20 protein-coding genes are annotated in these 26,966 nt (G+C 43.8%); 12 read left to right on the top strand and 8 right to left on the bottom strand.

Features of this window, described 5'->3' with window-relative positions:
• The first annotated feature begins 52 nt into the window (after positions 1-52).
• Genes LX99_RS10340 through LX99_RS10330 form a run of 3 tightly spaced genes read left to right on the top strand, consistent with a single transcriptional unit; the run spans position 53 to position 2,361 of the window.
• A complete protein-coding gene (locus tag LX99_RS10340; protein ID WP_109607815.1) occupies positions 53-997 on the top strand; it encodes a phosphoribosylaminoimidazolesuccinocarboxamide synthase in 945 nt (314 codons plus the stop codon).
• Positions 998-1,047: 50 nt separating this feature from the next.
• On the top strand, positions 1,048-1,425 hold the full coding sequence (locus tag LX99_RS10335; RefSeq protein WP_109607814.1) for an STAS domain-containing protein: 378 nt from the start codon (positions 1,048-1,050) through the stop codon (positions 1,423-1,425).
• A gap of 21 nt (positions 1,426-1,446) precedes the next feature.
• Positions 1,447-2,361: a ribonuclease Z gene (locus tag LX99_RS10330; protein ID WP_109607813.1), complete on the top strand. Its 915-nt coding sequence runs from the start codon at positions 1,447-1,449 to the stop codon at positions 2,359-2,361.
• 155 nt (positions 2,362-2,516) lie between these two features.
• On the opposite strand, the gene LX99_RS10325 is transcribed toward LX99_RS10330, so the two are convergent.
• Positions 2,517-3,461 (bottom strand): MlaD family protein, encoded by a 945-nt coding sequence (locus tag LX99_RS10325; RefSeq protein ID WP_109607812.1) that lies wholly within the window; start codon positions 3,459-3,461, stop codon positions 2,517-2,519.
• 113 nt (positions 3,462-3,574) lie between these two features.
• Positions 3,575-4,507, bottom strand: a complete 933-nt coding sequence (locus LX99_RS10320) for an N-acetylmuramoyl-L-alanine amidase family protein (protein WP_109607811.1) — start codon at positions 4,505-4,507, stop codon at positions 3,575-3,577.
• A 52-nt stretch (positions 4,508-4,559) separates the two neighbouring features.
• Here LX99_RS10320 and LX99_RS10315 point away from each other — a divergent pair, with 52 nt between their 5' ends.
• The 4 genes from LX99_RS10315 (at position 4,560) to LX99_RS10300 (ending at position 11,020) form a co-directional block, all read left to right on the top strand.
• Positions 4,560-7,304 carry a putative LPS assembly protein LptD gene (locus tag LX99_RS10315; RefSeq protein WP_109607810.1) on the top strand — a complete coding sequence of 915 codons (2,745 nt, stop codon included), beginning with the start codon at positions 4,560-4,562 and terminating at the stop codon, positions 7,302-7,304.
• A 6-nt stretch (positions 7,305-7,310) separates the two neighbouring features.
• Positions 7,311-8,558: a competence/damage-inducible protein A gene (locus tag LX99_RS10310; RefSeq protein WP_109607809.1), complete on the top strand. Its 1,248-nt coding sequence runs from the start codon at positions 7,311-7,313 to the stop codon at positions 8,556-8,558.
• A gap of 42 nt (positions 8,559-8,600) precedes the next feature.
• Positions 8,601-10,190: a dihydrolipoamide acetyltransferase family protein gene (locus tag LX99_RS10305; RefSeq protein WP_109607808.1), complete on the top strand. Its 1,590-nt coding sequence runs from the start codon at positions 8,601-8,603 to the stop codon at positions 10,188-10,190.
• 170 nt (positions 10,191-10,360) lie between these two features.
• Positions 10,361-11,020, top strand: a complete 660-nt coding sequence (locus LX99_RS10300; protein WP_109608066.1) for a protein-L-isoaspartate(D-aspartate) O-methyltransferase — start codon at positions 10,361-10,363, stop codon at positions 11,018-11,020.
• 50 nt (positions 11,021-11,070) lie between these two features.
• Here LX99_RS10300 and LX99_RS10295 read toward each other — a convergent pair whose 3' ends face one another.
• The 6 genes from LX99_RS10295 to argB form a co-directional block, all read right to left on the bottom strand.
• Positions 11,071-13,803: an alpha/beta hydrolase family protein gene (locus LX99_RS10295; protein WP_245927889.1), complete on the bottom strand. Its 2,733-nt coding sequence runs from the start codon at positions 13,801-13,803 to the stop codon at positions 11,071-11,073.
• Between the two features lie 171 nt (positions 13,804-13,974).
• The gene (locus tag LX99_RS10290) at positions 13,975-16,893 is read right to left on the bottom strand and encodes a DUF6493 family protein (RefSeq protein WP_146203095.1); all 2,919 of its coding nucleotides are present in this window, start codon (positions 16,891-16,893) and stop codon (positions 13,975-13,977) included.
• 14 nt (positions 16,894-16,907) lie between these two features.
• The gene (locus LX99_RS10285) at positions 16,908-18,248 is read right to left on the bottom strand and encodes a hypothetical protein (RefSeq protein WP_109607805.1); all 1,341 of its coding nucleotides are present in this window, start codon (positions 18,246-18,248) and stop codon (positions 16,908-16,910) included.
• Positions 18,249-18,348: 100 nt separating this feature from the next.
• Entirely contained in the window at positions 18,349-19,725 is a 1,377-nt protein-coding gene (locus LX99_RS10280; protein ID WP_109607804.1) for an aspartate kinase, read from the bottom strand.
• A 198-nt stretch (positions 19,726-19,923) separates the two neighbouring features.
• A complete protein-coding gene (gene proC / locus LX99_RS10275) occupies positions 19,924-20,739 on the bottom strand; it encodes a pyrroline-5-carboxylate reductase (RefSeq protein ID WP_109607803.1) in 816 nt (271 codons plus the stop codon).
• Entirely contained in the window at positions 20,736-21,581 is an 846-nt protein-coding gene (gene argB, locus LX99_RS10270) for an acetylglutamate kinase (protein ID WP_109607802.1), read from the bottom strand. Before argB ends, proC begins: the two co-directional genes overlap by 4 nt.
• A 203-nt stretch (positions 21,582-21,784) precedes the next feature.
• On the opposite strand from argB, the gene LX99_RS10265 reads away from it, so the two are divergent.
• From LX99_RS10265 to LX99_RS10250, 5 genes are all read left to right on the top strand, one after another.
• Positions 21,785-23,083 carry an NAD(P)/FAD-dependent oxidoreductase gene (locus LX99_RS10265; protein ID WP_109607801.1) on the top strand — a complete coding sequence of 433 codons (1,299 nt, stop codon included), beginning with the start codon at positions 21,785-21,787 and terminating at the stop codon, positions 23,081-23,083.
• A gap of 42 nt (positions 23,084-23,125) precedes the next feature.
• Positions 23,126-24,373: a cation:proton antiporter gene (locus LX99_RS10260; RefSeq protein ID WP_109607800.1), complete on the top strand. Its 1,248-nt coding sequence runs from the start codon at positions 23,126-23,128 to the stop codon at positions 24,371-24,373.
• Between the two features lie 162 nt (positions 24,374-24,535).
• Positions 24,536-24,874 (top strand): nuclear transport factor 2 family protein, encoded by a 339-nt coding sequence (locus LX99_RS10255; protein ID WP_109607799.1) that lies wholly within the window; start codon positions 24,536-24,538, stop codon positions 24,872-24,874.
• An 838-nt stretch (positions 24,875-25,712) separates the two neighbouring features.
• Positions 25,713-25,853 carry a hypothetical protein gene (locus tag LX99_RS25625; RefSeq protein ID WP_170122668.1) on the top strand — a complete coding sequence of 47 codons (141 nt, stop codon included), beginning with the start codon at positions 25,713-25,715 and terminating at the stop codon, positions 25,851-25,853.
• 320 nt (positions 25,854-26,173) lie between these two features.
• Entirely contained in the window at positions 26,174-26,965 is a 792-nt protein-coding gene (locus LX99_RS10250) for a hypothetical protein (RefSeq protein ID WP_109607798.1), read from the top strand.
• The last annotated feature ends 1 nt before the right edge of the window (position 26,966 follow it).

Genomic DNA, 26,966 nt, shown 5'->3' with positions numbered 1-26,966 from the left:
GTATTTGCCCAAATCAACTATGAACCATGAACTATCAACCATGAACTAAGGAATGAACGCAATAAAAGAAACACATTTTAACTTTCCGGGCCAGACAGCTTTTTATAAGGGGAAAGTACGCGATGTTTATACGATAGATCATAAATACCTGGCTATGGTGGTTACCGACAGGATCTCGGCCTTTGACGTGGTTTTGCCTGAAGCGATTCCATATAAAGGACAGGTGCTGAACCAGATTGCCGCCCGTTTTTTAGAGGCTACCGCCGATATTGTGCCAAACTGGGTGGTTGCGGTTCCCGATCCAAGTGCTACCATCGGCCGTATTTGCGAGCCTTTTAAGGTAGAGATGGTGATTCGCGGATATTTGGCAGGGCATGCCGCCCGCGAGTATGCGTTGGGTAAACGCCAGGTTTGCGGCGAGGTTTTGCCCGAGGGATTAAAGGAAAACGATATCCTGCCCGAGCCTATCATTACGCCTACAACCAAAGCGTCGGTAGGGCATGATGAGGATATCTCGCGGGCTGATATACTTGCTAAAGGTATTGTTTCTGAACAAGATTACGTTAAACTGGAAGCCTATACCAAAGCTTTATTTAAACGCGGTACCGAAATTGCCGCTAGGCAAGGTTTGATTTTGGTGGATACCAAATACGAATTCGGAAAAATTGGTGACCAGATTTACCTGATTGATGAGATTCACACGCCCGATTCGTCAAGATACTTTTATGCTGATGGATATGCCGAACGCCAGGAAAAAGGCGAGCCGCAAAAACAGCTCTCGAAAGAGTTTGTGCGTAAATGGCTGATCGAAAACGGTTTTCAGGGAAAAGAGGGACAAGTAGTGCCCGAAATGACACCCGAAATAGTTAGTTCCATATCGGAGCGTTACATCGAGCTATATGAAAAAATTACAGGCGAAACATTTGTTAAGCCCGAAAACAATAACGTAATATCACGTGTTGAAACAGCTATAAGCAACGCGCTTAGCAATCTGTAATTTTTAAATATCAACAAAATATTTATATTAGCTTACAATTTTAAATAAGAATGAAATTTACTGTAGATAAACACGAGAAGTATATAGTATTGAAGCTTAACGAATCAAAGTTAAATTCGATAGTTACACCACAGCTAAAATCGGAGTTGATTTTGATCAACACGGAAGGGCAGCGCAATATTATTCTCGATCTGTCGCAGGTTAAATTTGCCGATTCATCGGGCTTAAGCAGCCTCTTGGTTGGTCATCGCTTGTGTAAAAATGCTACCGGATCATTTATACTGGCCGGCTTAAATGATGCTGTTTCGCGTTTAATCGCTATTTCGCAGCTGGACAATGTATTAACTATTGTGCCAACTGCCGAAGAAGGTGTCGATCTTATTTTTATGGAAGAGATTGAAAAGGAATTAAAGAAAGAAGCAAGATAAACCATTTATTGTTTACCCTTTATGACATTTGAGGTAACAATACTTGGCAGCAGTTCGGCAACACCGATATTCAACAGAAACCCCACTTCGCAGGTGCTCAACATCAATGAGCGCCTGTATTTGATTGATTGCGGCGAAGGCACACAGCAGCAAATGTTACGCTATGATATTAAAGCCAGCCGTATTGATCATATCCTCATCAGCCATCTTCACGGCGATCATTACTTAGGCCTTGTTGGTTTATTATCATCAATGCACCTTAACGGCCGTAAAAAGCCGCTGGTATTGATCTGCCCTGCACCGCTAAAGGAAATTATCGATTTACAACTGCGCTATTCAGATACCGAACTACAGTTTACTTTAAACTATATTTTCACCAGCACCGACAAACCGGAAGTAGTTGTGGTTAACAATGATGTGATTATCGAAACTATTCCGCTTGATCATCGCATTGCATGCACGGGCTTTTTGTTCAGGGAGAAAAAGCGTTTGCGTAAACTCATCAAGGAGAAAATTGAAGAACTGAACATTTCGGTAGCCTATTATTCCATCCTTAAAAAAGGGGGCGATTATACCGACGAGAATGGCAAGGTTTATAAAAACGAAGAACTCACTATCGATTCGGCCGTACCCAAATCATATGCCTACTGCTCAGACACGATGTATAACGAAAGTTATTTTGAGCAGATCAGTAATGTTAACTTGCTTTATCATGAAGCAACCTTTTTACATGATATGCTGGACAGGGCGGTAATTACCCATCATACAACCGCAGTGCAGGCCGGGGAGATTGCGTCGAAAACAAATGTTCGTAAACTGCTTATTGGTCACTTCTCGGCCCGTTACCGTACACTTGATGAGTTGCTTTATGAAGCGCAAAGCGTTTTTCCACACACCGAACTGGCTATTGAAGGCAAGACCTTCGTTATTGAATAGTTATTGAATACACCGCGGTTTCTCTTAAACGTAAACAATCCTTATTGAGTTTTGCTTGTATATCAGGGTTAGCCCGTTTGTCCGAAAAACAAAACAGCGATTGCCCGATGTGAGCAATGGCTGTTTTTATGCATGGTATGCTAACGAAAAATCCTTTAATCTTTTTTACCACCAAATACCGAGAAGCTTACATAGCGTTTTGGATGGGCCTTCAAATCAATAAACAGGTTATTCAGGTTGTTTGAAGCATCGGTAAGGTTTTTATACATCTTATCATCGTTCATCAATAAACCTAATGATCCCTGGCCCGAGTTGATTTTGGCGATAGTAGCCTGCAGATCGGCCATGGCTTTGTTGGCGTTGTCTAACGTTTGTTTGAGGTTTCCAGCTGCAATATCGCTGCTCACTTTATCAAAATTAGCAGTCATGGTGGCCAGGTGCGCGGTACTGGTTTTTAAGCTGCCTGATGCTACGTCGGCATTAGCCAGAATATTGCCGATATGCCCGGTTTGGGCGCCAACCAGGTTGTCAATTTTTTTAGTGGTACCTTCCAAAGTTTGCAACGAGTTGGCGATACTCATAAAACTGCGGTCGATATTTTTTTGAAAATTAGGGTTCAGGATCTTGTTTACAGCCGAAAGCGATGAGTCAAGCTTACTGATCAGCATCTCGGCCTTTTTCTGAATGGGCTGCAGGCTTTCGGCCAGGCTTCCCTGTATATCAGCTTTAAGTGTGTCCCTGTCTTCAGCTGGCGCCTTACTGTCGCCTAATTGAAAAACAACCGCTTTGCTGCCTAAAAGATCTGTACTTTCAAGTTTGGCGAGCGTATTCTTGGGTACCACAACATCCGGATCAATCTTAAATTCAACTACTGTACGGCCATCGTGCTGCAGTTCCATTTTTGAGATCCGGCCAATCTGGTAGCCGTTTACCAGCACAGGTTTTGATACGGCCAGGCCGTCTACACTATTGTAAATAGCGTAGTATTTATTTGAGCCCGAAAAAACATCGTTTCCGCGTAAATAGCTGTATCCTAAAATGAGTATGGTAATTGCTATGGCTGTAAGTGCGCCAATTTTGGTTTCGTTAGAAATTTTCATTAGGTAGATTTTAACCCTTGTGTATTTGTTTAAGTTGATAAACCTGCAAACAGGCCGATATGTTTTATATGTACGTTATATTTATATGTACCGTAAAAGTTAATGGAGCGAAATTATTGCGAAACCTGCTCCATATCCTTTTTATAAATGGATAGCGCCCTCACAATAGATGCTACGATTTCGTTCTGTCCTTCTTCCGAGTTCAGGTATTTTTCATCATCCGGATTGTTGATATAGCCGGTTTCAACCAGTACCGATGGCATGGCGCTATGGCAAAGCACGTAAATGCCCTGCTCGCGGATACCCTCGCTTTTTCTTCCGTCGGTATCGGTAAATTCACTGTTGATAAGTGTTGCAAGCTTGATACTTTGCAGGCGGAATTTGCGCTTATACTCGTTTGTTAAAATAATGGTTGTCGGATCATCCGGGTCAAGTGCGCCGCCGTCAAGCTCGGTTTCTTCACCAACCTGGTTGTTTTGTATCGCTTTTTCCTCTTCGCGGGTGCGGTGCAAACCGTAAACAAGCATCAGTACACCTTTCCCTGAACGATCGGGCACCCGTACCGAGCGGTATACCGGCTTTTTATGTTTGGTGCCCACGCGTTCGCGAATAACCCTGTCTGACAGGGAATTGCAATGGATGGATATAAAAAGCTGGCCTTTGTTTTCGTTGGCTATCTGGGCCCTGCGCTCAAAGGATACGTCATCTTCGGTGGTGCGGGTCATTACGGCCTTAACGCCGCCCAATTCTTTTTCTATGGCAGCCTGCAATTTAAACGCGATAGCCAGCGTTACATTCCTTTCTGATGAATATGAGCCAGATGCACCGTGCGAATAATGCCCCACATTACTTGATGGCTTACCGCCGTGCCCGGGATCGATAATGATTGTTTTTATTTTGAAGCCGGTGGCGGGTACTACGGTATCCCTGTTTGCAACAGGCCTGCTACCGGGTATTGAACAAAATGAATTAAAAGGATGAACTGAAAGGAAAACCAACAACACACATAAACGATAAATCAATCTTTTCAATGCCTTATTTTTCATTATTTTTGAACGCTGTTAACTATATCTGCAAAAATACTATTCATAATCAATTTTGAAATCCACAACCTTCTTTTTTCTGCTTGCAATTATATTAATAGTAAACGGGGTTACACATGCCAGCCCGGTTTTAAATTACGAGTATGGCTGCAAGCCGGTAACGGATACCATTGTCAAACTCGATTCGCTTCGCGATAAGAAACTTCTTAAAGGTAAGCAATCGGGTTCAATTACACCCCTGCGCAATGGCAAGCCTGTAAATTCTTTACCTGCCAATGATACCACAAAGAAAAAGAAGAATGGCGGCCTGGAATCGGAAGTAAAAGCAACAGCTGAAGATTCCACCCATGCCGATAACGATCATAACATCCTTCATTTGTATGGTAAGGCGCGTGTAACCTACGAAGATTTTGAGTTGGATGCCGATTATATCCGTGTAGACAGGAATAACCATATCGTATTCGCCCGTGGTAAAATTGATCCGGTATCCCACAGGTACCTTGGAGGGCGGCCAATCCTTAAACAAAAATCAGATAAACCCGTAGCTGCCGATTCGTTGTTTTTTAATTACGAAACCAAAAAGGTGAAAATTTACAACCCCGCATCCGAGCAGGATGGTAACTTCATATCGGGCGGCCAGGCAAAAAAACTTAACGATGAAGAAGTAGCCTATCGTAACGTAATTTACAGCACCTGCGATTTGCCCTATCCCGATACGCACTTTGGCATTGTGATTACCCGCGGTATCGGCGAGAAGAAACGCATCATCTCCGGTCCGGCCTATCTTGAAATTGAAGGCGTTCCCCTGCCGCTTGCTATTCCCTTCGGCTTTTTCCCAAAACCAGATACGCGTACCTCAGGTGTTATACTGCCTACCTTTGGTGAGGATAATACCCTTGGTTTTTACCTGAGGGGATTTGGTTACTATATCGGTATAAGCGATTATGTTGATTTAACCACAACTGCTACCGTCTATTCAAAAGGGTCGTACGAACTGAGCAGTACCGCGAGGTATTTAAAACGCTATAAATATACGGGTAACGTTACGCTGAGCTTCGGCTCGCATAATTACGGATTGGAAGGCGATCCGGCGCAAAAGGATGCGCATATTTACTGGTCGCACGTTCAGGATGCCAATGCCAACCCGGGCTCCACTTTTAGTGCATCTGTCGACGCGGGAACTTCAGGATTTTTCAGAAATAACCCGGCTTCAAGTAACTATAACGTGAATGCGCTTGCCCAAAGCAGTTTAAGGTCCAGTATCTCTTACGGTAAAACCTGGGCGGGAACACCTTTTAACTTAAGCGTGGGTATTTCGCATAGCCAGGATATAGCCCGTAAAACCGTAAGTATCGAGTTGCCTACCATCGCCTTCGGCATGTCGTCCATAAACCCTTTCGATTCGAAGGATAGGGTAGGCGAGCAGAAATGGTATCAAAAAATTACCGTAAGTTATAACCTGGTAGGTACCAACAAGGTGAATGATGTACCGGAAAGCCAGTTATTTAAAAGCGAAACTTTATCAAAACGCCTGCAAAATGGCTTTCAACATACCATACCGGTAAGTTTGGGCTTAAACGTACTTAAATATTTCCAGTTTAACAGCAGTGTTAACTATGTTGAACGCTGGTATTTTCAAAGCATTAACGAAAGGTTTGAAAGGGGAAGTATCTCCGGGTCAAACCAGCTGGTTATTGATACGATACCCGGGTTTAAACGCGCGGGCGAATACAGCGTAAGCACCGGTTTTTCTACCAAGTTGTACGGTACCATGTATTTTAAACATGGTAACCTCAAAGCCATCAGGCATGTTGCTACGCCATCTATCAGCTTCAGTTACCGGCCCGATTTTAGCGATCCGAGTTTTGGATATTATAAAACAGCCGTAAGCCAGGCAACTATACCTTACCCTTACAGCTATCAAAAATATTCTATTTTTCAAAACGGTGTGTATGGCGGTCCGTCGGCGGGGAAACAAGCCGGCCTGAATTTTTCGGTAGATAATACTATTGAAGCCAAGGTTAAAGCCAAATCAACCGATACTACCGGCACCGACAAGAAGATCACCATTTTACAGGGCTTATCTTTTTCAACTTTTTACAACTTCGCGGCCGATACCATGAAATTATCTGATATTTCGTTTTCGGGTCATACCGCTATTTTTAATCAAAAACTTAGTATCAGCTTTTCGGGGGTGTTTAGCCCGTACGTGATCCGCGTTAGCGATTCGATAGCCAATAACCAGATTGTACGCACAAGCCGCTATATTAACCGGTATGCATGGCAGGACGGTAAATTCCCGACCTTAACAGGTTTGAATATTTCTATGGGGGGAAGCCTCAATTCAACCAAAGCAACTCCCGGCAATGCCGCGTTGAACACCATCGCTACCATGAACCCTAACCAGGCCCAAAGGCTTGCTTTGGTAAACAGCGATCCCAACGCCTATGTGGATTTCAACGTACCCTGGAACCTGTCGCTGAATTATAGTTTCAGCTATCAAAACTATCTGAATAACAAAAATACCAGCAACACCTTGCAGGTATCGGGCGATGTGAACCTTACTCAAAAATGGAAAATTCAGGCTACGACTACCTACGATATCAAGGCCGCCAAGTTTGCGAGCGCTACATCGTTTTCCATTTATCGCGACCTGCATTGCTGGGATCTTTCCTTTCAGTGGATCCCGTTTGGCGTTTACAAAATGTATAACGTAACTTTAAAAGTAAAAGCATCTATTTTGCAGGATTTGAAATTAAGTAAACGAAGCGATTACAACCCAACATCAACCTTTTATTAACTAAACATGCTGGCAGAGATTATTACCATCGGCGACGAGATATTGATAGGACAAATAGTAGATACCAACTCCGCCTGGATGGCCACCGAGCTTAATAAAATAGGTTTAAGGGTGAAGCAGATCACCTCAGTAAGTGATGACCGGGAGCATATCCTGAAAGCTTTATCGGAAGCTGCCGGTCGCGCGGATGTTATCTTTATAACCGGTGGTTTAGGGCCCACCAAAGACGATATCACCAAAAAAACCTTAGCCGAATACTTCGGTGTCGGGTTTGTGGAAAATAAGGATGCTTTAACCAATGTGGAGCGCATTTTTGCCAAGTATAACCGGCCTTTATTAGAAGTAAACAGGCAGCAGGCCCTTGTACCCGCCAATTGCGAGGTGGTGCTTAACCAAAACGGTACCGCGCCGGGCATGTGGTTTAACCACAACGGGGTAATTTATATGTCGATGCCGGGCGTACCGTTCGAAATGATGTATATGATGGAGGGGCAGGTAATCCCTAAACTAAAAGCCACGCTTAAACTGCCGGTTATCATCCATAAAACTCTACTTACAGTAGGTGAGGGTGAATCGTTTTTAGCTGAACGGATTGCCGATATTGAAAATGACCTGCCGCCATATATCAAATTAGCCTATCTGCCTAAACCCGGGCAAGTACGTTTGCGTTTAAGCGCTTTTGGCGAAGATGAAAATGTTTTACAGGCGCAGGTTGATATTTTCGCAGCCAGGTTTATTGACCGGATAGGTTCGCCATTTGTCATTGACCAGGACATCCCGCTTGAGAAGGCGATATTGGATAAAATGGAAAGCCGCGGCCTCACTTTATCAGTAGCCGAAAGCTGTACCGGCGGTTATTTGTCGCATCTCTTCACGCAGCATGCGGGCTCGTCGCTGGTGTTTTTAGGCGGCGCTGTATCGTACTCGTACGAGTTAAAGGAGAGTATTTTGGGAGTGCGCAATGAAACTTTATGGCAACACGGAGCCGTTAGCGAGGAAACCGTAAAGGAAATGGTAGAGGGCGCGCTGCTTAATTTTAAATCAGACCTGGCTGTGGCTATTACAGGTGTTGCCGGCCCCGGCGGCGGAACCGAAGATAAACCCGTTGGCACCGTATGGATTGCGGTTGCAGGCAAACAAAAAACCGTGATAAAGAAATACACATTTGACGGTAAACGCCGTCAAAATATTGAAAGGAGCGCTGTAATGGCCCTGGCGATGTTGAATAATTTACTTGCAGAAATTGACAAGTAACAGCGAAAATTAATAAATTTGAGGTCAAACTATATTGTACGCATGGCCAGATATCAACTATTGTTGCCAAAAATGGGGGAGAGCGTTGCAGAAGCAACTGTTATTAAATGGCTTAAAAACCCCGGAGATAAAGTGGATGCTGATGAAGCGGTAATGGAGATTGCAACCGATAAGGTTGACTCGGACGTGCCTTCGCCTGTAGCGGGTAAATTAGTTGAACAACTGTATAAGGAGAATGATGTTGTACAGGTTGGGGCTGTTATAGCGGTTATTGAAACCGGCGAAGCTGAAGAGGTAACCATCCAGCCCGAAAACGCGGTAAACGTAGACACCGCCGCGAGTAACGACAATTTATATCATGAGTCGGTTCCGTTTACAGCTATAAAAGACCAGCCTGAAGCCGAACCGCAGCAGGCAAATTTTGACGATATACCGGGCATCGAGCAGTTGGAACAACGATCTGTACCGCAGGCTCCTGTTTTTAAAGCTGAAGGACGTTTTTATTCTCCTTTGGTACGCAATATTGCCGCGCAGGAAGGGATCAGTACTGATGAACTTGACCATATCCCCGGAACAGGGTCTGACGGGCGCTTAACCAAGGATGATCTGTTAAACTACCTGCAAAACAAAACTTTATCTGTTGCTAAAGTGCAAAATGCACCACCGGCGGCTGCGGATTTTACCACACCGGTACAGGTTAATTCATCAGCCGAAGCACCTTTGCCGCCCGCTGTTGAGCCCCAGACCGTTAAAAATAATGATCAGCAGCCGACTATCACTCCGGAAGCTCAACCTGCTGTGAGTACCCCTCAGTATGCTGAACCGGTTAGCTTTGAAAAAGCTGCAACTCCAGCTGCGCCCGCAGAAACAAAATCTGAACGAAATACACCTGCGTCGGCTCCGGTTGCCGCATCAATATCCGGCACTGACGAGATTATTGAGATGGACCGGATGCGCCGCCTCATTGCCGATCATATGGTGATGAGTAAGCAAACATCCCCCCATGTAACCTCATTTGTGGAGGCCGATGTAACCAGCCTGGTGCTGTGGCGCGAAAAGGTTAAAAACAGCTTTGAAAAGCGCGAGGGAGAAAAAATAACCTTCACACCCATATTTATTGAAGCTGTTGTTAAGGCCATTAAAGATTTCCCGATGATTAACGTAACGGTTAACGGAACGCAGATCATCAAAAAAGCTGCCATTAACATCAGTATGGCTACAGCTTTACCAAGCGGCAACCTTATTGTGCCGGTAATTAAAAAGGCCGACGAATTGAATCTTGTTGGTTTAACAAAGGCTGTTAATGACCTGGCCGGTCGCGCGCGCAACGGCAAGTTATTACCTGACGAGGTTAAGGAAGGTACCTTCACCATTACCAATGTGGGTTCGTTTGGTAATGTAATGGGTACGCCTATTATTAACCAGCCCCAGGTGGCTATTTTGGCCGTGGGCGCCATTAAGAAAAAGCCCGCCGTAATTGAAACCAAAGAGGGCGATGTGATCGCCATACGCCATATGATGTTCCTGTCCCTGTCGTACGACCATAGGGTTGTTGACGGCGCTTTAGGCGGATCGTTTGTAAGGCGCGTGGCCGATTACCTTGAAAAGTGGGATCCTGCAAGGGATGTATAATATTTGACCATCAATAAAAGGAAACGCCGGGCAATTTTGCCCGGCGTTTCCTTTTATTGATCTGTTTCGAAAATTAAATTTTTACTAATGAACCACATAAATTATTGTGTAGCCTAAAACAGGCTACTGGCATAACCTATACCAAAAAACGTGTTAACTTTGCCTTCGAAATGTCCTATAAGTATATTGATAATTATCGCGAACAAGGTGCCCGGAAAAGGTTGGTTGATGTTTTAAGAAAAAAAGGAATAGGTGACGAACACGTGTTGGAAGCGATAGGCAGGGTAAAACGACATTACTTTTTTGATGAAACATTCTGGAACCAGGCTTACAAGGATATCGCCTTCCCGATAGGCGAGGGGCAAACCATATCGCAGCCTTATACGGTAGCTTATCAAACCGAACTGCTGCATATCCGTAAAGGGGATAAGGTATTGGAAATTGGTACGGGCTCCGGTTATCAAACCTGTATCCTGCTGGAACTTGGCGCTACAGTTTATACTATTGAGCGGCAGGAGAAACTATATCATCGCACCAAATATGTGTTGCCCGAAAAAATGGGTTATAACGCGTTTTTTTTTCTGGGCGATGGTTCGATAGGTAAAGCCGAATATGCTCCCTATGATAAAATTATTGTAACAGCCGGCGCGCCAACCGTGCCCGAAATACTACTGAAACAATTGAAAATCGGCGGAATCCTCGTTATTCCGGTAGGCGATGAAGAGACACAAAAAATGGTTACGATATTAAGGGTTGGCGAAAATGATTACGAGAAGATAGTGCTGGATACCTTTAGGTTTGTGCCCTTAGTGGGCGACAAGGCCTGGTAACCAACTGCTGAAGCCAAAGGGCATTATGGCCTGTTTTTGAAGGACTAATTTCATCTTTCCAATTCCAGGCCCCAGTCTTTCCCTTTATCAACCGCGGGTACACCCTTGTCCATCCAGGCCGGCATAGGCCCTCCCTTTAAAAAATGATCAAAAAACTGCAGCTCCCTGATGGTGATATCCTTTCGGTTTTGCCGCAGCACTAAATTATGGGCCTCGCCATTGTATTGCAATAGCCATACCGGTTTGCCCAGGCGGCGCAGGGCGGTAAACATTTCAATACCCTGGTACCACGGTACGGCGCCGTCAGCATCATTACTCATAATCACTACCGGGGTTTTTACCTTAGGGAGTTGAAATAGCGGCGAGTTTTCGATATATAAATCCGGTTTTTCCCAAAGTGTGGCCCCGATGCGGCTTTGCGATTTTTCATACTGGAACTGGCGGTTCAGGCCCGACTCCCAGCGGATGCCGCCATAGGCCGAGGTCATGTTAACAACCGGGGCACCAGCCCAGGCCGCCGCATACATATTGGTTTGGGTAATGAGATAAGCCACCTGGTAACCGCCCCAGCTTTGGCCCTGTATGCCGATGTGCGCCCCATCAACCCATGGATTTTTTTTCAATGCTTCGACCCCCGAGTTGATAAACTCAACGGCCGAAGCCCCCGGGTGCCCTGTTTGATAGCTGATATCCGGCGCGAAAATCAGGTAACCATTGCTTACAAAAAAAGATATTGGCAGGCGCGACGGGGTGGGGGCCGGTGCTATGTAATTGTAAAGCCCGTCCGATAGTTTTTCATAAAAATAAACCACCATCGGGTATTTTTTTGCCGGGTCAAAATCTTCGGGTTTGTACAATATCCCGGTTGATTTGTAGCCTTTAGGGGTAATCCATTTAACCAATTCGGCGGTGCCCCAGTTATATTCATCCTGTTGCGGGTTGATATCGCTTAGCCTTGTTTCCTTTTTTAAATCGGCCGAAATGTACAGGTTGGGAGAAAGTTTGTAGTTTGCCTTGGTGTATATATAAACATCAGCCTTTTTTGCTTTTAACAGGTTATCATAACTCATGGCGGCCATCATCACCTTATTAGGCGGGTTTTGGCCGTTTGGCATTTTTTTATAATAGCCCCATTGCTTGGTTTCTTCGTTTTGGGTTAAAAGCCACATTGGTTCGGTGGCCGGTATAAACTTTTGTTCGGGGTCGGTTTGATCATACCTCATGATGAGCTTGTTTTTCCGGCCTGTGCCACCAGTGAAATTAAAGGCATCACCTGTAGCAGGATCAATGCTCCAGATATCGTATCTATCGTAAATAAAAACCCGCTTATCACCTTCTGTCCAACCGGCCAGCCCGTAAGCTGATGGAAATCCGGGTACGTCGTTCAGCTCGTCACCCATACTCGTACCTGTAGATTTGCCCAGGTTTACCCGTTGCCCGTTGGCGATGTTATAGCTGAACCAGGATTGTTGTTTGCTGTCGAACCATAAAACATAATTGCCATGCGGCGAAATATAATAGCGGCTAAAAGCCGGTCCGTTAATAAGGCGGTGGTTGCCGCTTTTGGTATCAATTAAAATAGCCTGTTGCCTGGTGCCGCCTTCCCATTGCGCCGGTACCCGTGCCCCGGTATCTGTAACGCCCAACACATAACGGGCATCCTTATTTTCGGCAATTAATATCTCAGGGATTGCTTTACTGCCTAATTGCATGATTTTAGGGAAGGGCTCGTTGGGTTTTATTACGGCAACGTAACTTCTTTTTAGTTCCGCTTGCAGGTTTTTGAGTTGCTGGGGCTGCAGGTAGTCGTCCTTATAATTCCAGATATCAAGCCTGGCAACCTCAAAATCAACAAGCGTAGTATCGGCGGGTTTGGGGATAGGGGCGGTGCCAAAGAAAAGGCTATTGCCGCTTTTGCTAAAACTAACTTTACCCTCGCCGCTCACCGCCCAGTTATCCGGTACGCCAGCAAACCCCTCGGCTGCAATAACTTCGGCGGTATCCTTTGTTGTATTGTAGTAATACAGTTTAAAGGGTTTCACCAATGCTTTTTCGGGGTTCTTTTCGGCGGTGAAAGCTAATTGCCGGGCGGCATCATCAAATATGATATTGTGATAGCTACCTTTAACTGTGCTTAATCGTTTAACCGTATTCGTTTCGCTGTCGAACAAGTACAATCCGGCTGTCATGTCTTTTTGCTTGGGCGAAGCTGTGACGGCAAATGCAATCCATTTTCCGTTTTTACTGATCTGGTAATCGGTAACCTGTTTAAAGGTACGTTCGGTTTTATCGGTTAAATTTTTAATGGTGAGATCGGCGCCGTTAGGGGTTGGCGGGGCGACTGCCGCAGCAACAGCTTTTTTTGAGGTATCGCCGGTGGCCGGTTTTTTTATCGTGTCGGCAGCTGCGAGGTAAACCAACACCGGCACGTTTTCGGCCATTTTAAATGAGCGTATCGCCGCAACCTTACTCAGGACACCTGAACTTAATTGAATAATGCCGAGCGTATCTTTGGGAAAATCGGCCTGTTTTTTCTTTTTAATTTTCGCCTGACGGATGTCTTTATAAAACGGCCGGATGAGGCAGACAGCGTATTTTGAATCGCCGGTTATTTTTACCGTGTCGGCACGCGGAACTTTTTTTGTGCTTTTGTTTTTTGAATCTTTAATCACAAGCTCGGCATCGCCCTGCTGCGGTTTTACAACGTACGCCACCCATTTACCGTCGTTGCTAATCCGCTGGCCGGTAACGCTTTGCCAGCCATCAAAAACAGAATGATCCAAAGGTTTTTTACTTGCGTTCTGCGCACATAAGTTGAGCGAAACAAACAATAAAGCAACTGAAAAAAGTAAATGTTTAAGCATGGCAGGCACATGTAAAACCTAAATATCCTGAAAAGTGCCGGCTTTTAAAAAATATGCTGTGCTAATGTTACAATTGTCCGGCCTTATGTGTTATGATTTTTGGATGGAAAATCCCTGTTTAATGCGCCCGATAACCGCGGTTAAGCTATTACCGGATTTTTCCCATTCGGTTAATATAGCTGATGCCTGCGCGTCAATTACAGGTTGTTTATTGGCAGCCAATACTTCAAGATAAATATCAAGCAGTTTTTTGGTGTTGTTTACAGGTTTTTTGTTCATGCTACTGATACAGGCTGTAAGTAATTGTTCCATTTCCCGGTCATGAACCGGAGAAATGTGCAGCATGCCTGAAAAGATGAGATCTGTAAAACGTTTAAGGGGAGCGAGGCCGTTGTACTCGTGTTTACCTATAATTTCACCAAGCTTTTTACTGTTTAAGGTTTGTTCTTTCACCCCCTTTATCCATAGTTCGGCAGCATATAAACGTACGGTTTTGTCGTTAAGCAGCATACAGGTAGCTATAAATAAATGACCGGCTTCGCCATAGTTGTATTTAAGCGTCATCAGCGCCTCCAGGGCATAAATTACAAGCTTTTTGTCGTTTTCGCCCTGCAGGTCAAAATAACGGAAAGCGTCTTTATTTATATACATTAACCAATGCTCAGGCCAATGGGGGCTTAAGTAAATTAATCGCTTAATGTCATTCTGCTCGGCCGAAATGTATTTATATTTCAGCTCAACAAAATCAAAATAGCCTTCTTCATACGCGGCCGCGGTTTTGTTGCCGGTAAGCTTATTCCATAAACTCTTAATACCTGAGATAACCGGGGTGGCCTCTTTTTTATCTATCGATACGATTACCGCCTCCCGGGTAGCCGGTATCTTTTCGTTTACCCGTGTTTGATAGTTATACCTGTCCTGCTCGTAATGTTCTATGTAAGATGACCAGCTGAAATTAGCCAATAAGTATTCTTCACTCCACTTGCTGTACCCCGCCCATTGGTTTATCAGATGGCGCCGGTGGGTTAAAACCGCCGCAAGCCAAACCGGCTGCAGGTGATGTTGTGGGGCAGGCTGATGATCTTCGCCTAAAATAAAACCAATCAATTGACGCGATTCGCCTCTTAAAAGCGTATTTGCAAGTGAAATAGCTTCATCCCGGTTATCTGCAAAGCAGCGCATCACAGCTACCTGGTAGTCCATTAAGCCCGGGCGGGTGTTCCTGCTTTGATACACGCTGATCCTGCGGATCAACTCTTTTACGTCAACAAGCGAAGGCTGGTGAGTTGGTGTGGAAAGCAGCGGTACCTGGAGGTTATGCTCAAGGGCCCAAAAGGCATTAAGCAAAATGTGTTTGTGGGGTTTATAGCCTTTGGAATGTGTATACACTTCCCAGGCTTTAATGCCGCTTTCAAACCACCTGGTGTCCTGGTTTTTTTCTTTTAATTTACTGAGATGGTCGTCGTACAGGTCTTTAAATGATTGCGCGGCGCTGGGATAAAATTTAATCAGCAACAAACCATAGCTTGTTAAAAACTTGGACAGCAAACTGTCAAGGTAGCCACGGTCGCTCACCCAATCGCCGGTGGTGGTTTTAAAAGCGCGCTGAAACGCAGGAAGTAGTTTGCGGATGTTGTCTTCCGTCATTTCGTGCTGAAAGCTTAATATGGCTGCCGGAAGCAGATCGAAATGGTAGGCCTCATTCTGATCAAAAGCCTGGCTGGCCAGGTATACCAGTTCATCAAAATTTTTCGGAAAAGGAATCGGTTCGCGTTCTGCCGGTTCCGTTGTCAGGTTAAAATGAGCAGCTTCATCGTCAGCCGGGGCTTCAGGTATCAGGAAAGGCTCAAGAATAGTTCTCGCTTCAAAAAGCAATCCCTGCTGATAAGCAGAAACGGCCTCCCAAACATCTAACGAGGTGCTGTCAGCGTATTTGGAAATGAGCTTGGCGGTGCGTACCTGTAGTTTATCGTCCTGGTGAATGAGTGCCTGGCTGGCCAGTATACTTATTTCGTTGCGCCTGTTCTGGTGCTTTTTTGCCAGTTTTTCGAGGATCATCAAGGTGTTTGTGACCGTTGTTTTTGAATCGGACGAGAGCACCAGTGGGCAATGTTCTATAAATTGATCTTGTTCGAAACCATCGTCTCCCGCTATATCTTTAAGCAGTTTCAAGACAGTGTTAACTGGTTTGGAATGCGGGGAGTTTAATGTATTCAGCAATATTGATTGTAATTTGATCAGTTCGGCTTTATTAGGTTCAAGGTAAACCAGGAGATTAGTAAACCAGCCTGCCAAGCTTTGGTTAAAATTGCGGTTAAAACACATTGCCGCCTCTTTCAGCACTCTTGAACGTTCTAAAAGACCACGTTCGCAGAAATCTTTAAAAGTTTTGAGCCAATACTGTTCATTTCCATCCGACCAATGCACCTCGCCGCCATGTTCAAATATATACCAGATATGTTTTTGCAACGTAACCGGTCGTTCAGCCAATAGTTCGGGATGGTAGGCCTGTCCCCGGTCGAGCGGTTTAAAAATGGCACGCGGCAAAATCCTGGCAATTAACGATGCCGATTCGGTTACATATCCTCCCTCTACCAATTCCATATACCATTCGTAATCAATAAAGTGTGGTATAAACTCGTTACCGCCAAAGCTATTCATATAGTCACTAAACCATGTGGGGCAGTGCCAGGGCAAAATGGTATCCAGCACCTTTTTTTTGATCACACTTCCGGAGTTGGCTTTTTCAAAATCTTTTCGGTTGTAAACTACAAAATGAGTAATATTAAGTATATATCTTTGAATATCTGTAGATTTAAAACCGTACTCATCGCCGCCCCATTTAGATTTACCTATAATTTCATATTTAAAATATTGGGTATCCAGCTTTTTTAATTCCGGCACAAATTTCTTTTTCTCTGCATCAGTAAGCGTCTGTAGCAGCGGAAAAAGATCGGCCTGGCGTTGCTCTTGTAAAAGTTTCAGATATTGTTCGGCAAAAGTGCTCATCTCAATCAAACAGCTTAATTGGCCAATAATTTTTTTACCGCTAAAATATGCTTGCAAACACCGCGTTCGCCCTGGTTTTTGCTATACCACATGCAGGTGCAGCGTTCCTGGCCGTTTTCCAGCAGTACCATATGGTGTACGCCGCTTCCTTCCACTTCGGCCTCTATACGGTTGCCGGTATTTGATTTGATCTGTACTTTTCCTTCTGCTATTAACTTTTCAGCATCTTTTAACCTTGGGTTTAAGGTAAGGATACGGCTTGTTTTAAAGGGTAAACGACGGTAAAAGAAATTATTATCATCCAGGTCAAACCCCAGTAAGCCAATGGCAGATAGCCTGCCCGTTAAATTTTCAACCTTTTTTAAATCAAGGCCTTCATTTACGGCAAGCAGCGTAGGGTTAAACTCCTGGTTGGCATAGCTGTAACTATCCATCAGCTCTATCCAGTTTTCGGGCACATCTTCTATCAACGATTCAAGCGCTGCACCCTCTCCGGAAAAACCGCGCCATGCATCCCGCGATATTGAAAGACTGAACCGGACCGCGCCAATGTAAACCTGCCAAGTGGTTGATTGCTGATTTTTATGGGCAAAAACCTGTAGTTGATCGGCAATCAGCAATAATGGTTCAATTAATTTAAGGCGATGAACCCCGCCAACGGTTATGGCGTTTGCTGCCTGCACCGGCGAGAACATCGGTTTTCCGCCTCTTACCAGTAAATAATAATCGGTTTTGGGTTTGCCAGGTGGGATGCTTTTAAATAGTTGTATAGCCTGCAACCGGTTAAATTTGCAGGCCGGTTCTGATTCGGACAGGAATACCTGTACACTGGTTAAGCCCTTGATCCATTTGGTTGGCAGCGGCACCTTACGCTCAACCACTTTACCCTCCTCCCGGTGTAAAGTAACCTCCTTTTTACCGATAGAAAGCAATACCTCTTCATTACGGCGAACGCTACTCAGGGCTGATAGCATAGGCTGGTTAAAATCGACATTAGTAGTGCCGTTTTCCAGAAACTCGCCATCGTGCCCGTCGCCCAGTACATCAACACGGGCGTATACCCCTGCACAATGCGAAAATCCTTCAAACCTTATTTTTTCATTACCGGCGGTTACAATAGGATCTTTCAGCATCATCAAATCAAAGGGCGAGAGGCTGAAACTTGATTTTACCACGTTTGAAAGCGTAAGCAGGCAACGCGAAACAACATAAGGATCGGTAAGTTTGCCCCAAAAAAAGCAGGAGGCATCTTTTTTTTGCACTTCGCTGTATTGAGCCAGGAAAAGTTCGTCGCTGTTGTTTACCTTGCTTAATGACGAAGGCTGATTATACTGGTATGTTAAGGTGTCGGACATGGAGGAAGTTTAGGATAACACCGCTAATTTATAAAAATAAAAGGTTAGTTACCTATCGCAACTAACCTTTCGCCTTTTACCTTTATCCTTTCGCCTCAAATCAGCACATGGCCTTATTCAAAGCGCGGATGGCTTCGTTAAAATCTTCCCGTGCCACCAAAAACTGGATGTTTACCATTCTCAAAGCAAAACCACAGCTCCTGATATTGATACCCTGCTGAGCCAACGCAGTTGCAGATTTGGCCAGCAAGCCCGGCTGATCCATGTTAGAGCCAATTAAGCAAACCATCGCCATTTTTTCAACGGCTACTTTTTCGTAGTTATCTTCAAGTTCGGCAATCAGTTTTTTATTATGATCTTTCTCCCATATAACAATTGAGATGCTGTTTGCGCTGGTAGCCTTAAAGCTATAGCTTACACCATATTTGTAAAACAGCTGCATAATGTGGAAGTCGGTACCTACGTTTCCCACCATCGACGGATCGTAAATATCGATCATGATCACCTTATCGGTACCGGTAATCACCTCAACACGCTTGGTATCGCAAATGTATTCGCGGGTAATGAGCGTGCCGGGGTGTTCGGGCTGGAAGGTGTTTTTGATCCTGAGGTCGATATCGTTTATTTCCAGTGGTTTGGATGCTTTAGGATGAATGGCTTCCATACCCACATCCGCCAGCTGATCGGCAACATCATAATTGGTATTACCTACCGGGAAACAGTTTTCAACCCCAACCAACTGCGGGTCGGCGGTACACAGGTGGTATTCTTTGTGGATAATCGCTTCCTGCGGTTTTACGGCAACGGCTATTTTGCTGAACGTAACTTCAGAGTAGCCACGGTCAAACTCGCGCATAATACCTTCGGTACCTTTGGCGTATCCGGTAACAATGGTGATGGTTTTTGAAAAATCGATATGGGCAAGCTCTTTCCTGATGCGCTGATCGATAGTTAATGCCCGGTGATCGTGAAAGCCGCTTAAATCAACCAAAGTAGCGTTGATTCCCATGTTTTGCAGGATATTGGTAAAGTTAAATGCCGAGTGGCTTTCACCAATAGATGCCAGGATTTCGCGGGCGGCCTGTAAAATACCTTCTTTACCTACATAGCCCGATGCCAGGATGTTGGCCAGGTTTTCGAGGTAAGTTTGCGCGTCTTTAATACGGGTTTCAATAAACTTATCTGCTTCGGCCAGGTTAAGGCCAAGGCTTTCGTAGGTTTTATTAAGCTGCTTAAGTTTAACAATCAATTGCTTAAGCAGGGGATGAAAATCCTTATAAGTGGCCAGCTTATGGTAAACACCGGGGGCGCCGGTCTTCTTATTTTCAAGCAGGAGATTGGTTACTCCCGAAAAGGCCGATACTACAAATATGCGGTTGTAAAGCTGGTCGCCGCTGCGTTCAAACTGGATGATGTTTTTGATCACATCGCCCAAAGCGGACATGGACGTTCCGCCGATTTTTTCTACTGTTAACATTTTATAATTGAAAGTTCAACAGGCAAAAGGCTATTATTATGCCATATCAGGTACTGTGCTGACTAATAATAACTTGTGTTTTTACTGTTGTTTAAAAGTTTCCCGTTTTGATAGCCTGTATCAAAACGATCGAAATATAATGATTTTTGTGTTTATCGAATTTGTTTGTGTCGTCAGGCTTTCTGTTTTAAGCTGATATCAATCCTTTTTATACAGGTCGCCCGCTTTCTCAGCCGAGAGGCGGATCCCTTTGATCATGGCCGAGCTGAAGCCATGGTGTTCCATTTCGTTAAGGCCTGCAATGGTACAGCCGCTTGGCGATGTTACCTTGTCAATTTCCTGTTCCGGGTGCGATGCAAGTTGCAGCAGCAGATCTGCCGCCCCTTTGGCAGTTTGTGCCGCCATTTTAAGTGCATCATGCGCATGGAACCCAATTTCGGTACCACCCTGCGAAGCCGCACGGATGGAACGTAAAAAGAAAGCGATACCACAGGCACAAAGGGCTGTAGCCGAGGTCATCAGTTCTTCGTTGATCTGTATGGTTACGCCAACGGTATCAAACAGCGAACGCGCGAGGTTGATATTTTTGTTGGTGCCGTTATCGGTAGCGATACAGGTCATGGAGTGACCGATGGCAATAGCGGTATTGGGCATGGCGCGAATGATCTGCACGTTAAGATCCAGGTGCTGTCGGATATCGGCACAGCTAACGCCCGATATCACCGAGATGAGTAATTGCTTATCCGGTTTTAATGATGGCTTTATTTCATCCAGCAGTTTGTTAAGCTGCTGCGGAAGTACGGCCAGCACAACAATATCGGCTTTGCGCACGGCGCGCAGGTTATTATCAGATACATGGTAACCCTGCTCGGCATATTGGCTAAGAGCGGCAATATTACGGCGGGTGAGGGAGATTTGCTGGGGTTTACAAATTCCGGCTTTAACTAAACCTTTGGCTAATGACAGGCCTATGTTACCAGAGCCTAAAATAGAGATGTGCTGTTGTGAGTTCATGCGTTGTTAGTTAAACGTGTTCCAAATGGTTTTTTATCTTTCAGCTGTCCAAGTTCGTCCGACTTGCCTATGATTACCGCTTTTACCCCGCATGATATGGCAGTAAAGGCGTTATCGAGTTTGGGCAGCATGCCGCTGTGTATTATTTTTTCTTCTTTCAGTTGTTCGTAACGTTCCGGATCAATCTCGCTGATCAATGATTCTTCGTCGTTAATATCTTTCAGTACACCTTTCTTCTCAAAACAATAAATGAGGGTAGTTTCATACAGCGCCGATAACGATACCGCCAGCGCCGAGGCAATGGTATCGGCATTGGTATTAAGCAGTTGTCCATCGCCGTCGTGCGTTATCGCGCAAAAAACGGGGGTAAAGCCGGCATCCAATAACTTGCCGATGTTTTGCGGGTTAATAGATTCCTTCACTATATCACCCACATACCCATAGTCGATTGTTTTTACGGGCCGTTTCACCGCTTTAATAAAATTACCATCGGCGCCTGTTAAGCCAATCGCGTTATTACCAAAGCGTTGTAGTTGCGCTACGATGTTTTTATTAATGAGGCCTCCATAAACCATGGTAACCACACGTAACGTTTCAATATCCGTGATCCTGCGGCCATCAACCATTTTCGATTCGATGCCCAGGTCTTCCGCCATCTGCGTGGCCACTTTCCCGCCCCCATGTACCAGGATCTTATTGCCTTCAAGCGCCTCAAAGTCCTTTAAAAAATGATACAGGTTTTCTGAATTATCAATAACATTTCCCCCTATTTTGATTATATAAAGGGCGTTATTTGATGCCAATTTATCCAATTTGATATGATCTGTATCAATTTTGCTCATTGCTGTTGTTAATATAGCTATATTTTTGCCAAATTTCCGATTTTTTTAATAAAAATCACCCTAAATTAATAAAATAAGCCGGTTTTTTTAATAATATCTTGCAAAACGATGCGACGAAATGTTGCGGAGAGTTTACATTTTGATTATGAAAGTTTTAGTAATATTGACAAACTTTAATGCATCATTATTGCTTATATCTACCTATGGAGCAAAAAAAGAGTACCAGGCCACGCGTAGCTATCATCGGCGGAGGTTTCGGGGGAATTGAGTTAGCTAAGAAATTAAAAAACGCGCCGGTTGATGTGCTGATGATCGATAAGCACAACTATCATACTTTTCAGCCTTTGTTATACCAGGTGGCTGCCGGTTCTATTGCTGCCGATTCGATCGGTTTCCCTTTGAGGCGTATCTTTACCCGGCAGCAAAACTTTCGTTTCGCACTTGCAGACGTTAAAAAGATCAATCCTGAAAGCAACACGCTGGATACTGATATCGGCACCATTTATTACGATTACCTGGCGATAGCCACCGGTTCTAATACCAATTTTTTCGGCAATAAGGAGATAGAGCGTTTTGCCATGCCGATGAAAAATATCCCCGAGGCGCTCAATCTCCGCAGCCTGATACTGCAAAACCTCGAGATGTCGCTCGTTTCAAAAGACCCGGAAGAAAAAGCCGCACTAATGACTTTTGTGGTAGTAGGAGGCGGGCCTACCGGTGTGGAGCTGTCGGGCGCGTTGGCCGAAATGCGGGAACTGATTCTGATGAAGGATTATCACGGCTTGCGCAAACATGCCATGAAGGTTTACCTGGTTGAAGGCAAGGCGGAACTGCTTGCCGCCTTTTCGCCCAGGGCCCGGGCCAAAGCCAAAGAGTTTCTGCAGGATATGGACGTGACCATTTACAATAGCGTACACGTAGAAAGCTATAATGGCTACCTGCTTAAAATTAATGACGGTACCAACATACTTACCCGCAATGTATTATGGGCGGCCGGCGTAAAGGGCGAATTTCCGGAAGGTATCCCCGCCGAAAGCATCGCGAGGGGCAACCGGATCCTTGTTGACGAGTTTAACAAAGTAAAAGGCTACGAAAATATTTATGCCATAGGCGATGTGGCCGCCATGATTACCGACGAATACCCCAACGGGCATCCCGGCGTTGCCCCCGTAGCCATTCAGCAGGGGCAAAATTTGGGCGAAAATGTTCACCGGATGTTTAAACGTAAGCCTTTAGTACCGTTTAAATATAAGGATAAAGGTTCGCTGGCAACTATTGGCCGCAATAAAGCTGTGGCTGATTTGGGAAAAATTCATTTCCAGGGATTTTTTGCCTGGCTGGTTTGGGGGCTGGTACACATCATGTCGTTAGCGGGCTTTACCAACAAAGGCATCATCTTTTTTAGCTGGGCAATCAACTACTTTACCAAAAACAGCGATAACAGGTTGATTATTCGCCAGTTTAATACCAAAACAGGAATGACCGACCCCGAGGTGAGATAATAGCAAACAATAATCCTTTTAAATCCTTAATGGTAAGTATTTATGGATCTGTTTGTTGTAATTGCTTTATTGGTTATCGTCAGCGCGGTTTTTTCATACATCAACGCGCGCTTTATTAAACTGCCCGGTACAATAGGGCTGGTGTTGCTGGCTACCATCACATCCATTGTGATATTGGTTGTGGATAAAGTAAACCCATCCGTTGCCAATTATTTTGGAAGCCTGTCAAAAAATATAAATTTTTCAAAAGTAGTACTTAATATTCTTTTGGGCTTTCTGCTGTTTTCAAGTTCCTTTAACCTTGACGGGCGGAAATTAAAGCGCGAAATGCGGCCAGTTTTTGTGCTGAGCACACTCGGCGTGATTTTATCAACCGCGATATTCGGGTTATTGTTGTTTTATGTGGCCCCGGTTTTTCATATTCATATGCCGCTGATTTATTGTTTGTTGTTTGGGGCGCTCATCTCACCTACAGATCCGGTAGCTGTATCGGCAATTATTAAAAACTCTAAATTGCCCGCACATCTTGAAACCATTATTTCGGGCGAATCATTGTTTAATGATGGTATCGGATTGATGTTGTTTGTGGGGATATTGGAGGTTGCCCGGGTTGGCGAGGAAAAAATTGAGTTGGCAAAAGTAGTTATGCCCCTCATCAAAGAAATAGTTGGTGGTATTTTGGCAGGCGCTGTTTTGGGCTTTATAGCACATAAACTGATGCATTCGGTAAAGGATTTTCAAACCATAGTACTTATTTCGCTGGCCCTGGTGATGGGTTTATCAGTACTGGCTGTTTTGCTTAATTTTTCCATACCGCTATCTGTTGTTACTGCCGGCTTGTTTGCAGGGAGCCAATCCATTAACCAGGACGAAAAGGAGCGATCGCACCAGGCGTTAGAGAAATTCTGGAAGCTGGTAGATGAGATCCTGAATACCATACTGTTTGTAATGATTGGGCTGCAACTAATCAACCTGCCTTTCGTGAACAATTATTGGGTTACGGGTAGTTTATCAATTATAACCGTTTTAATTGCGCGGTGGTTAAGCATTATGCTTCCGCTCACTTTTTTAAGGCGTAGTTTAAACGTTAACTACAGTAATATCAACATCATGACCTGGGCCGGGCTGCGGGGCGCCATATCCATAGCGCTTGCATTATCGTTACCCAATACCCCGTATCGGCACCTTATTCTCTCTGGATGTTATTTTATCGTGATATTTTCAGTTATCGTGCAGGGCTTAACCTTGAATGCGATGATCAACAGGGCATCTAAAAATACAGAGGAATAAATACATGCGCAATCTGCCGCGGGTTTAGCGATAACGTAACCCCGTTGAAAACTTAACCACAAAAGCTTATCCACTAACAATAGGGTGTAATATTGTGTTGCCGAAATGCAATGCAGTTAAGATGCTTTAAAACAACGAATCATTATACTAATTATTAAGGATATGAGTAACCGCGAAATATTAGAAAAAGCCAACGAAGCATTTAGCAGAGGTGATTACGAAGGATTCCTGACTTATTGTACGGAAGATACGAAATGGACATATGTGGGCGATCGTATCCTTGATGGTAAAGATAAGGTACGCGAATATCTTGCGAATGCTTATGATGAATCAACATTCCAAATCAATAGGTATGTAGAAAGTGGTGATGACCTGGTTGCTATCGGATCAATCCAACTAAAGGATGATCGGGGGAAAATTGTAAACTATGCTTTTTGCGATGTTTGGAAATTTCGTGATGGCAAAATGGCAGAGCTAAATGCTTTTGTTATTAAAAATTGATATTTTTAAGTTAGAATGTTTGTATTTGAAGTAGATATATTATCGGATTTGTATTTGAGGTATAGTTAAGGGCATGTAACAGTACAAAGATTTTTTCTGCGCCGCATATGCGCCAGTTGGGCGTATGCAGCATTTTTATAAGGCAAGCGCCTGAAACGTCTTTGTCTGGTTGAAGTTTAGCGGTAGCGTAACTTCGACCTAAACTGTTTTAAACTTTCAGCTTAACTTTACGGTTGTCGATCCATAGAACTTTCAAAGTAATATCTTGATATGTCACGCAAGCAGGATGCTTGCGTGAGTTTAGGACGAAGTTACGCTGGCGCTAAACTTCGACCAGGCGGGGCTACGCAAGCAGAATGCTTGCCTCAGTTTAGGACGAAGTTAAGTTGCCGCTAAACTTCGACCAGTTGGGGGTTATAGACTTAAACGCGGGCCACAAGCGAGTACGCTTGCTGCAGCGTGGGGTGGTCATCATGCTAAGTTATATAAGCGGTATAGCATGTTGTAAACCTAAACGCGGGCCACAAGCGAGGACGCTTGCGGCAGCGGAGAATTAGATTTAATCGGAGGAAAAGTATTTAATAATTTCAACATTTTTAAATCTTTAATTAATTATTGTATTTAATTTGTTGATAAATAGAATTTTATAAAATAAAAAAAAACTATTTATATATATTATATATAAGTTACTTCGTATATTCGAAAGTGTTTGCAATTAGGCATATTCTGCAACAATAAACCAATTGCTACATCGGGGTAAGCCGAAAACCGCATATTGTAAGAGTAGGCAACAAATTCAGTCGTATGGCGGCAACCAAAAAAACTTGCAAAAGTTGTGATGGCACACGAAAATGTTATGGCTGTGGAGGAACAGGTAAAGGATTGTGGTGGGGGAAATGTTCAACCTGCGATGGCAGAAGAAAATGCCCAACTTGTGACGGTAAAGGTTATTATTACAGTGATAGATGACCACTGTTAACGGCTGGCAAAGTTAGTCAGCCGTTTGTTGTTTTATCGAGAATTTCTTTCTCTGAACGAAGTTGACTATAGCGTAATTTTAACCCAAGGCGTTTTAAATCTTTAACTCTGCAGTAGTCGAGCGATAAGGCTTGAAAGCTTATAAAAATATACAGTTTTACAGGATGTTTGAGTAGTTTAGGATGAAATTACGCTACACTAAACTTCGACCAATTAGGGAACTTATTGCATTCATAAGATTATTTAATGATAAAATTAAAATGTGATATGAAAATATATATATTTAAGCGCATTGTTGCTTAAACCAAATATCACAAACCGATGTCAATTAAAGCACATATTGATAACTGGATATCTAAAGCCGATCCAGATTACTATGTAATGTTTATAAAGGCTTGGATCCCTCTCAATGCCTGGTATTTTTCTGAATATGCGACAACTAAAGATAGTGTAGCTCTTGAAAAAATAAAAAATACAAAGAATAAGGTTAGGAACAGAATTCAAGCTCTGCTTGACAATGAAAAGGATTTGGATAGCAGAGATTTTAGATTTCGCTTGGCGCAATTGCATGAGGAGTTAGAAAAAAGAAGTATTACTAATTATGGAAAAAAGATTTCGTTTAAATCAGTAGTGATTGACGGCGTAATCCCTGCGCCTGCTACAGATACCGACAAGAGAGGTACTATTTATAAGGCTATTCCAAATAAGAATACTGGCTACAGAGCTGTTATAATAGACAAAAGTAGTAAAACTTTGATGGATAAGACATTTAATCCGTATGATTTTAAGGCTTTTCTGACTGATAATCAATATATAACGCTTGACGCAAAAAACAAAGAGAAAATAAAGAAATGTTTCCAACTTATAGATCCGAATAAGGGGACTGATTTTATTTCAACTTCAAGAGTGAAAAGTGATTATATTGAGCTTGATGCACATGCTAAAATTAGATTTAATAATGATACAGAATTAATAGCTAAGGGCCTCGTGCAGATTCTTTACGAATTAAGATGCTTGTTGTTTCATGGACTTTTAGATCCAACACAAATAAATCAACCAATTTATGAACACGCATTTTTTATCCTTAAACATATCATAAAAGAACTTAAGTAAT

The organism is Mucilaginibacter oryzae (assembly GCF_003148845.1).
In the GTDB taxonomy this organism is placed as follows: domain Bacteria; phylum Bacteroidota; class Bacteroidia; order Sphingobacteriales; family Sphingobacteriaceae; genus Mucilaginibacter; species Mucilaginibacter oryzae.
The sequence above is the reverse complement of the archived record's forward strand: the minus strand, read 5'-3'. Positions and strand labels throughout refer to the sequence as shown.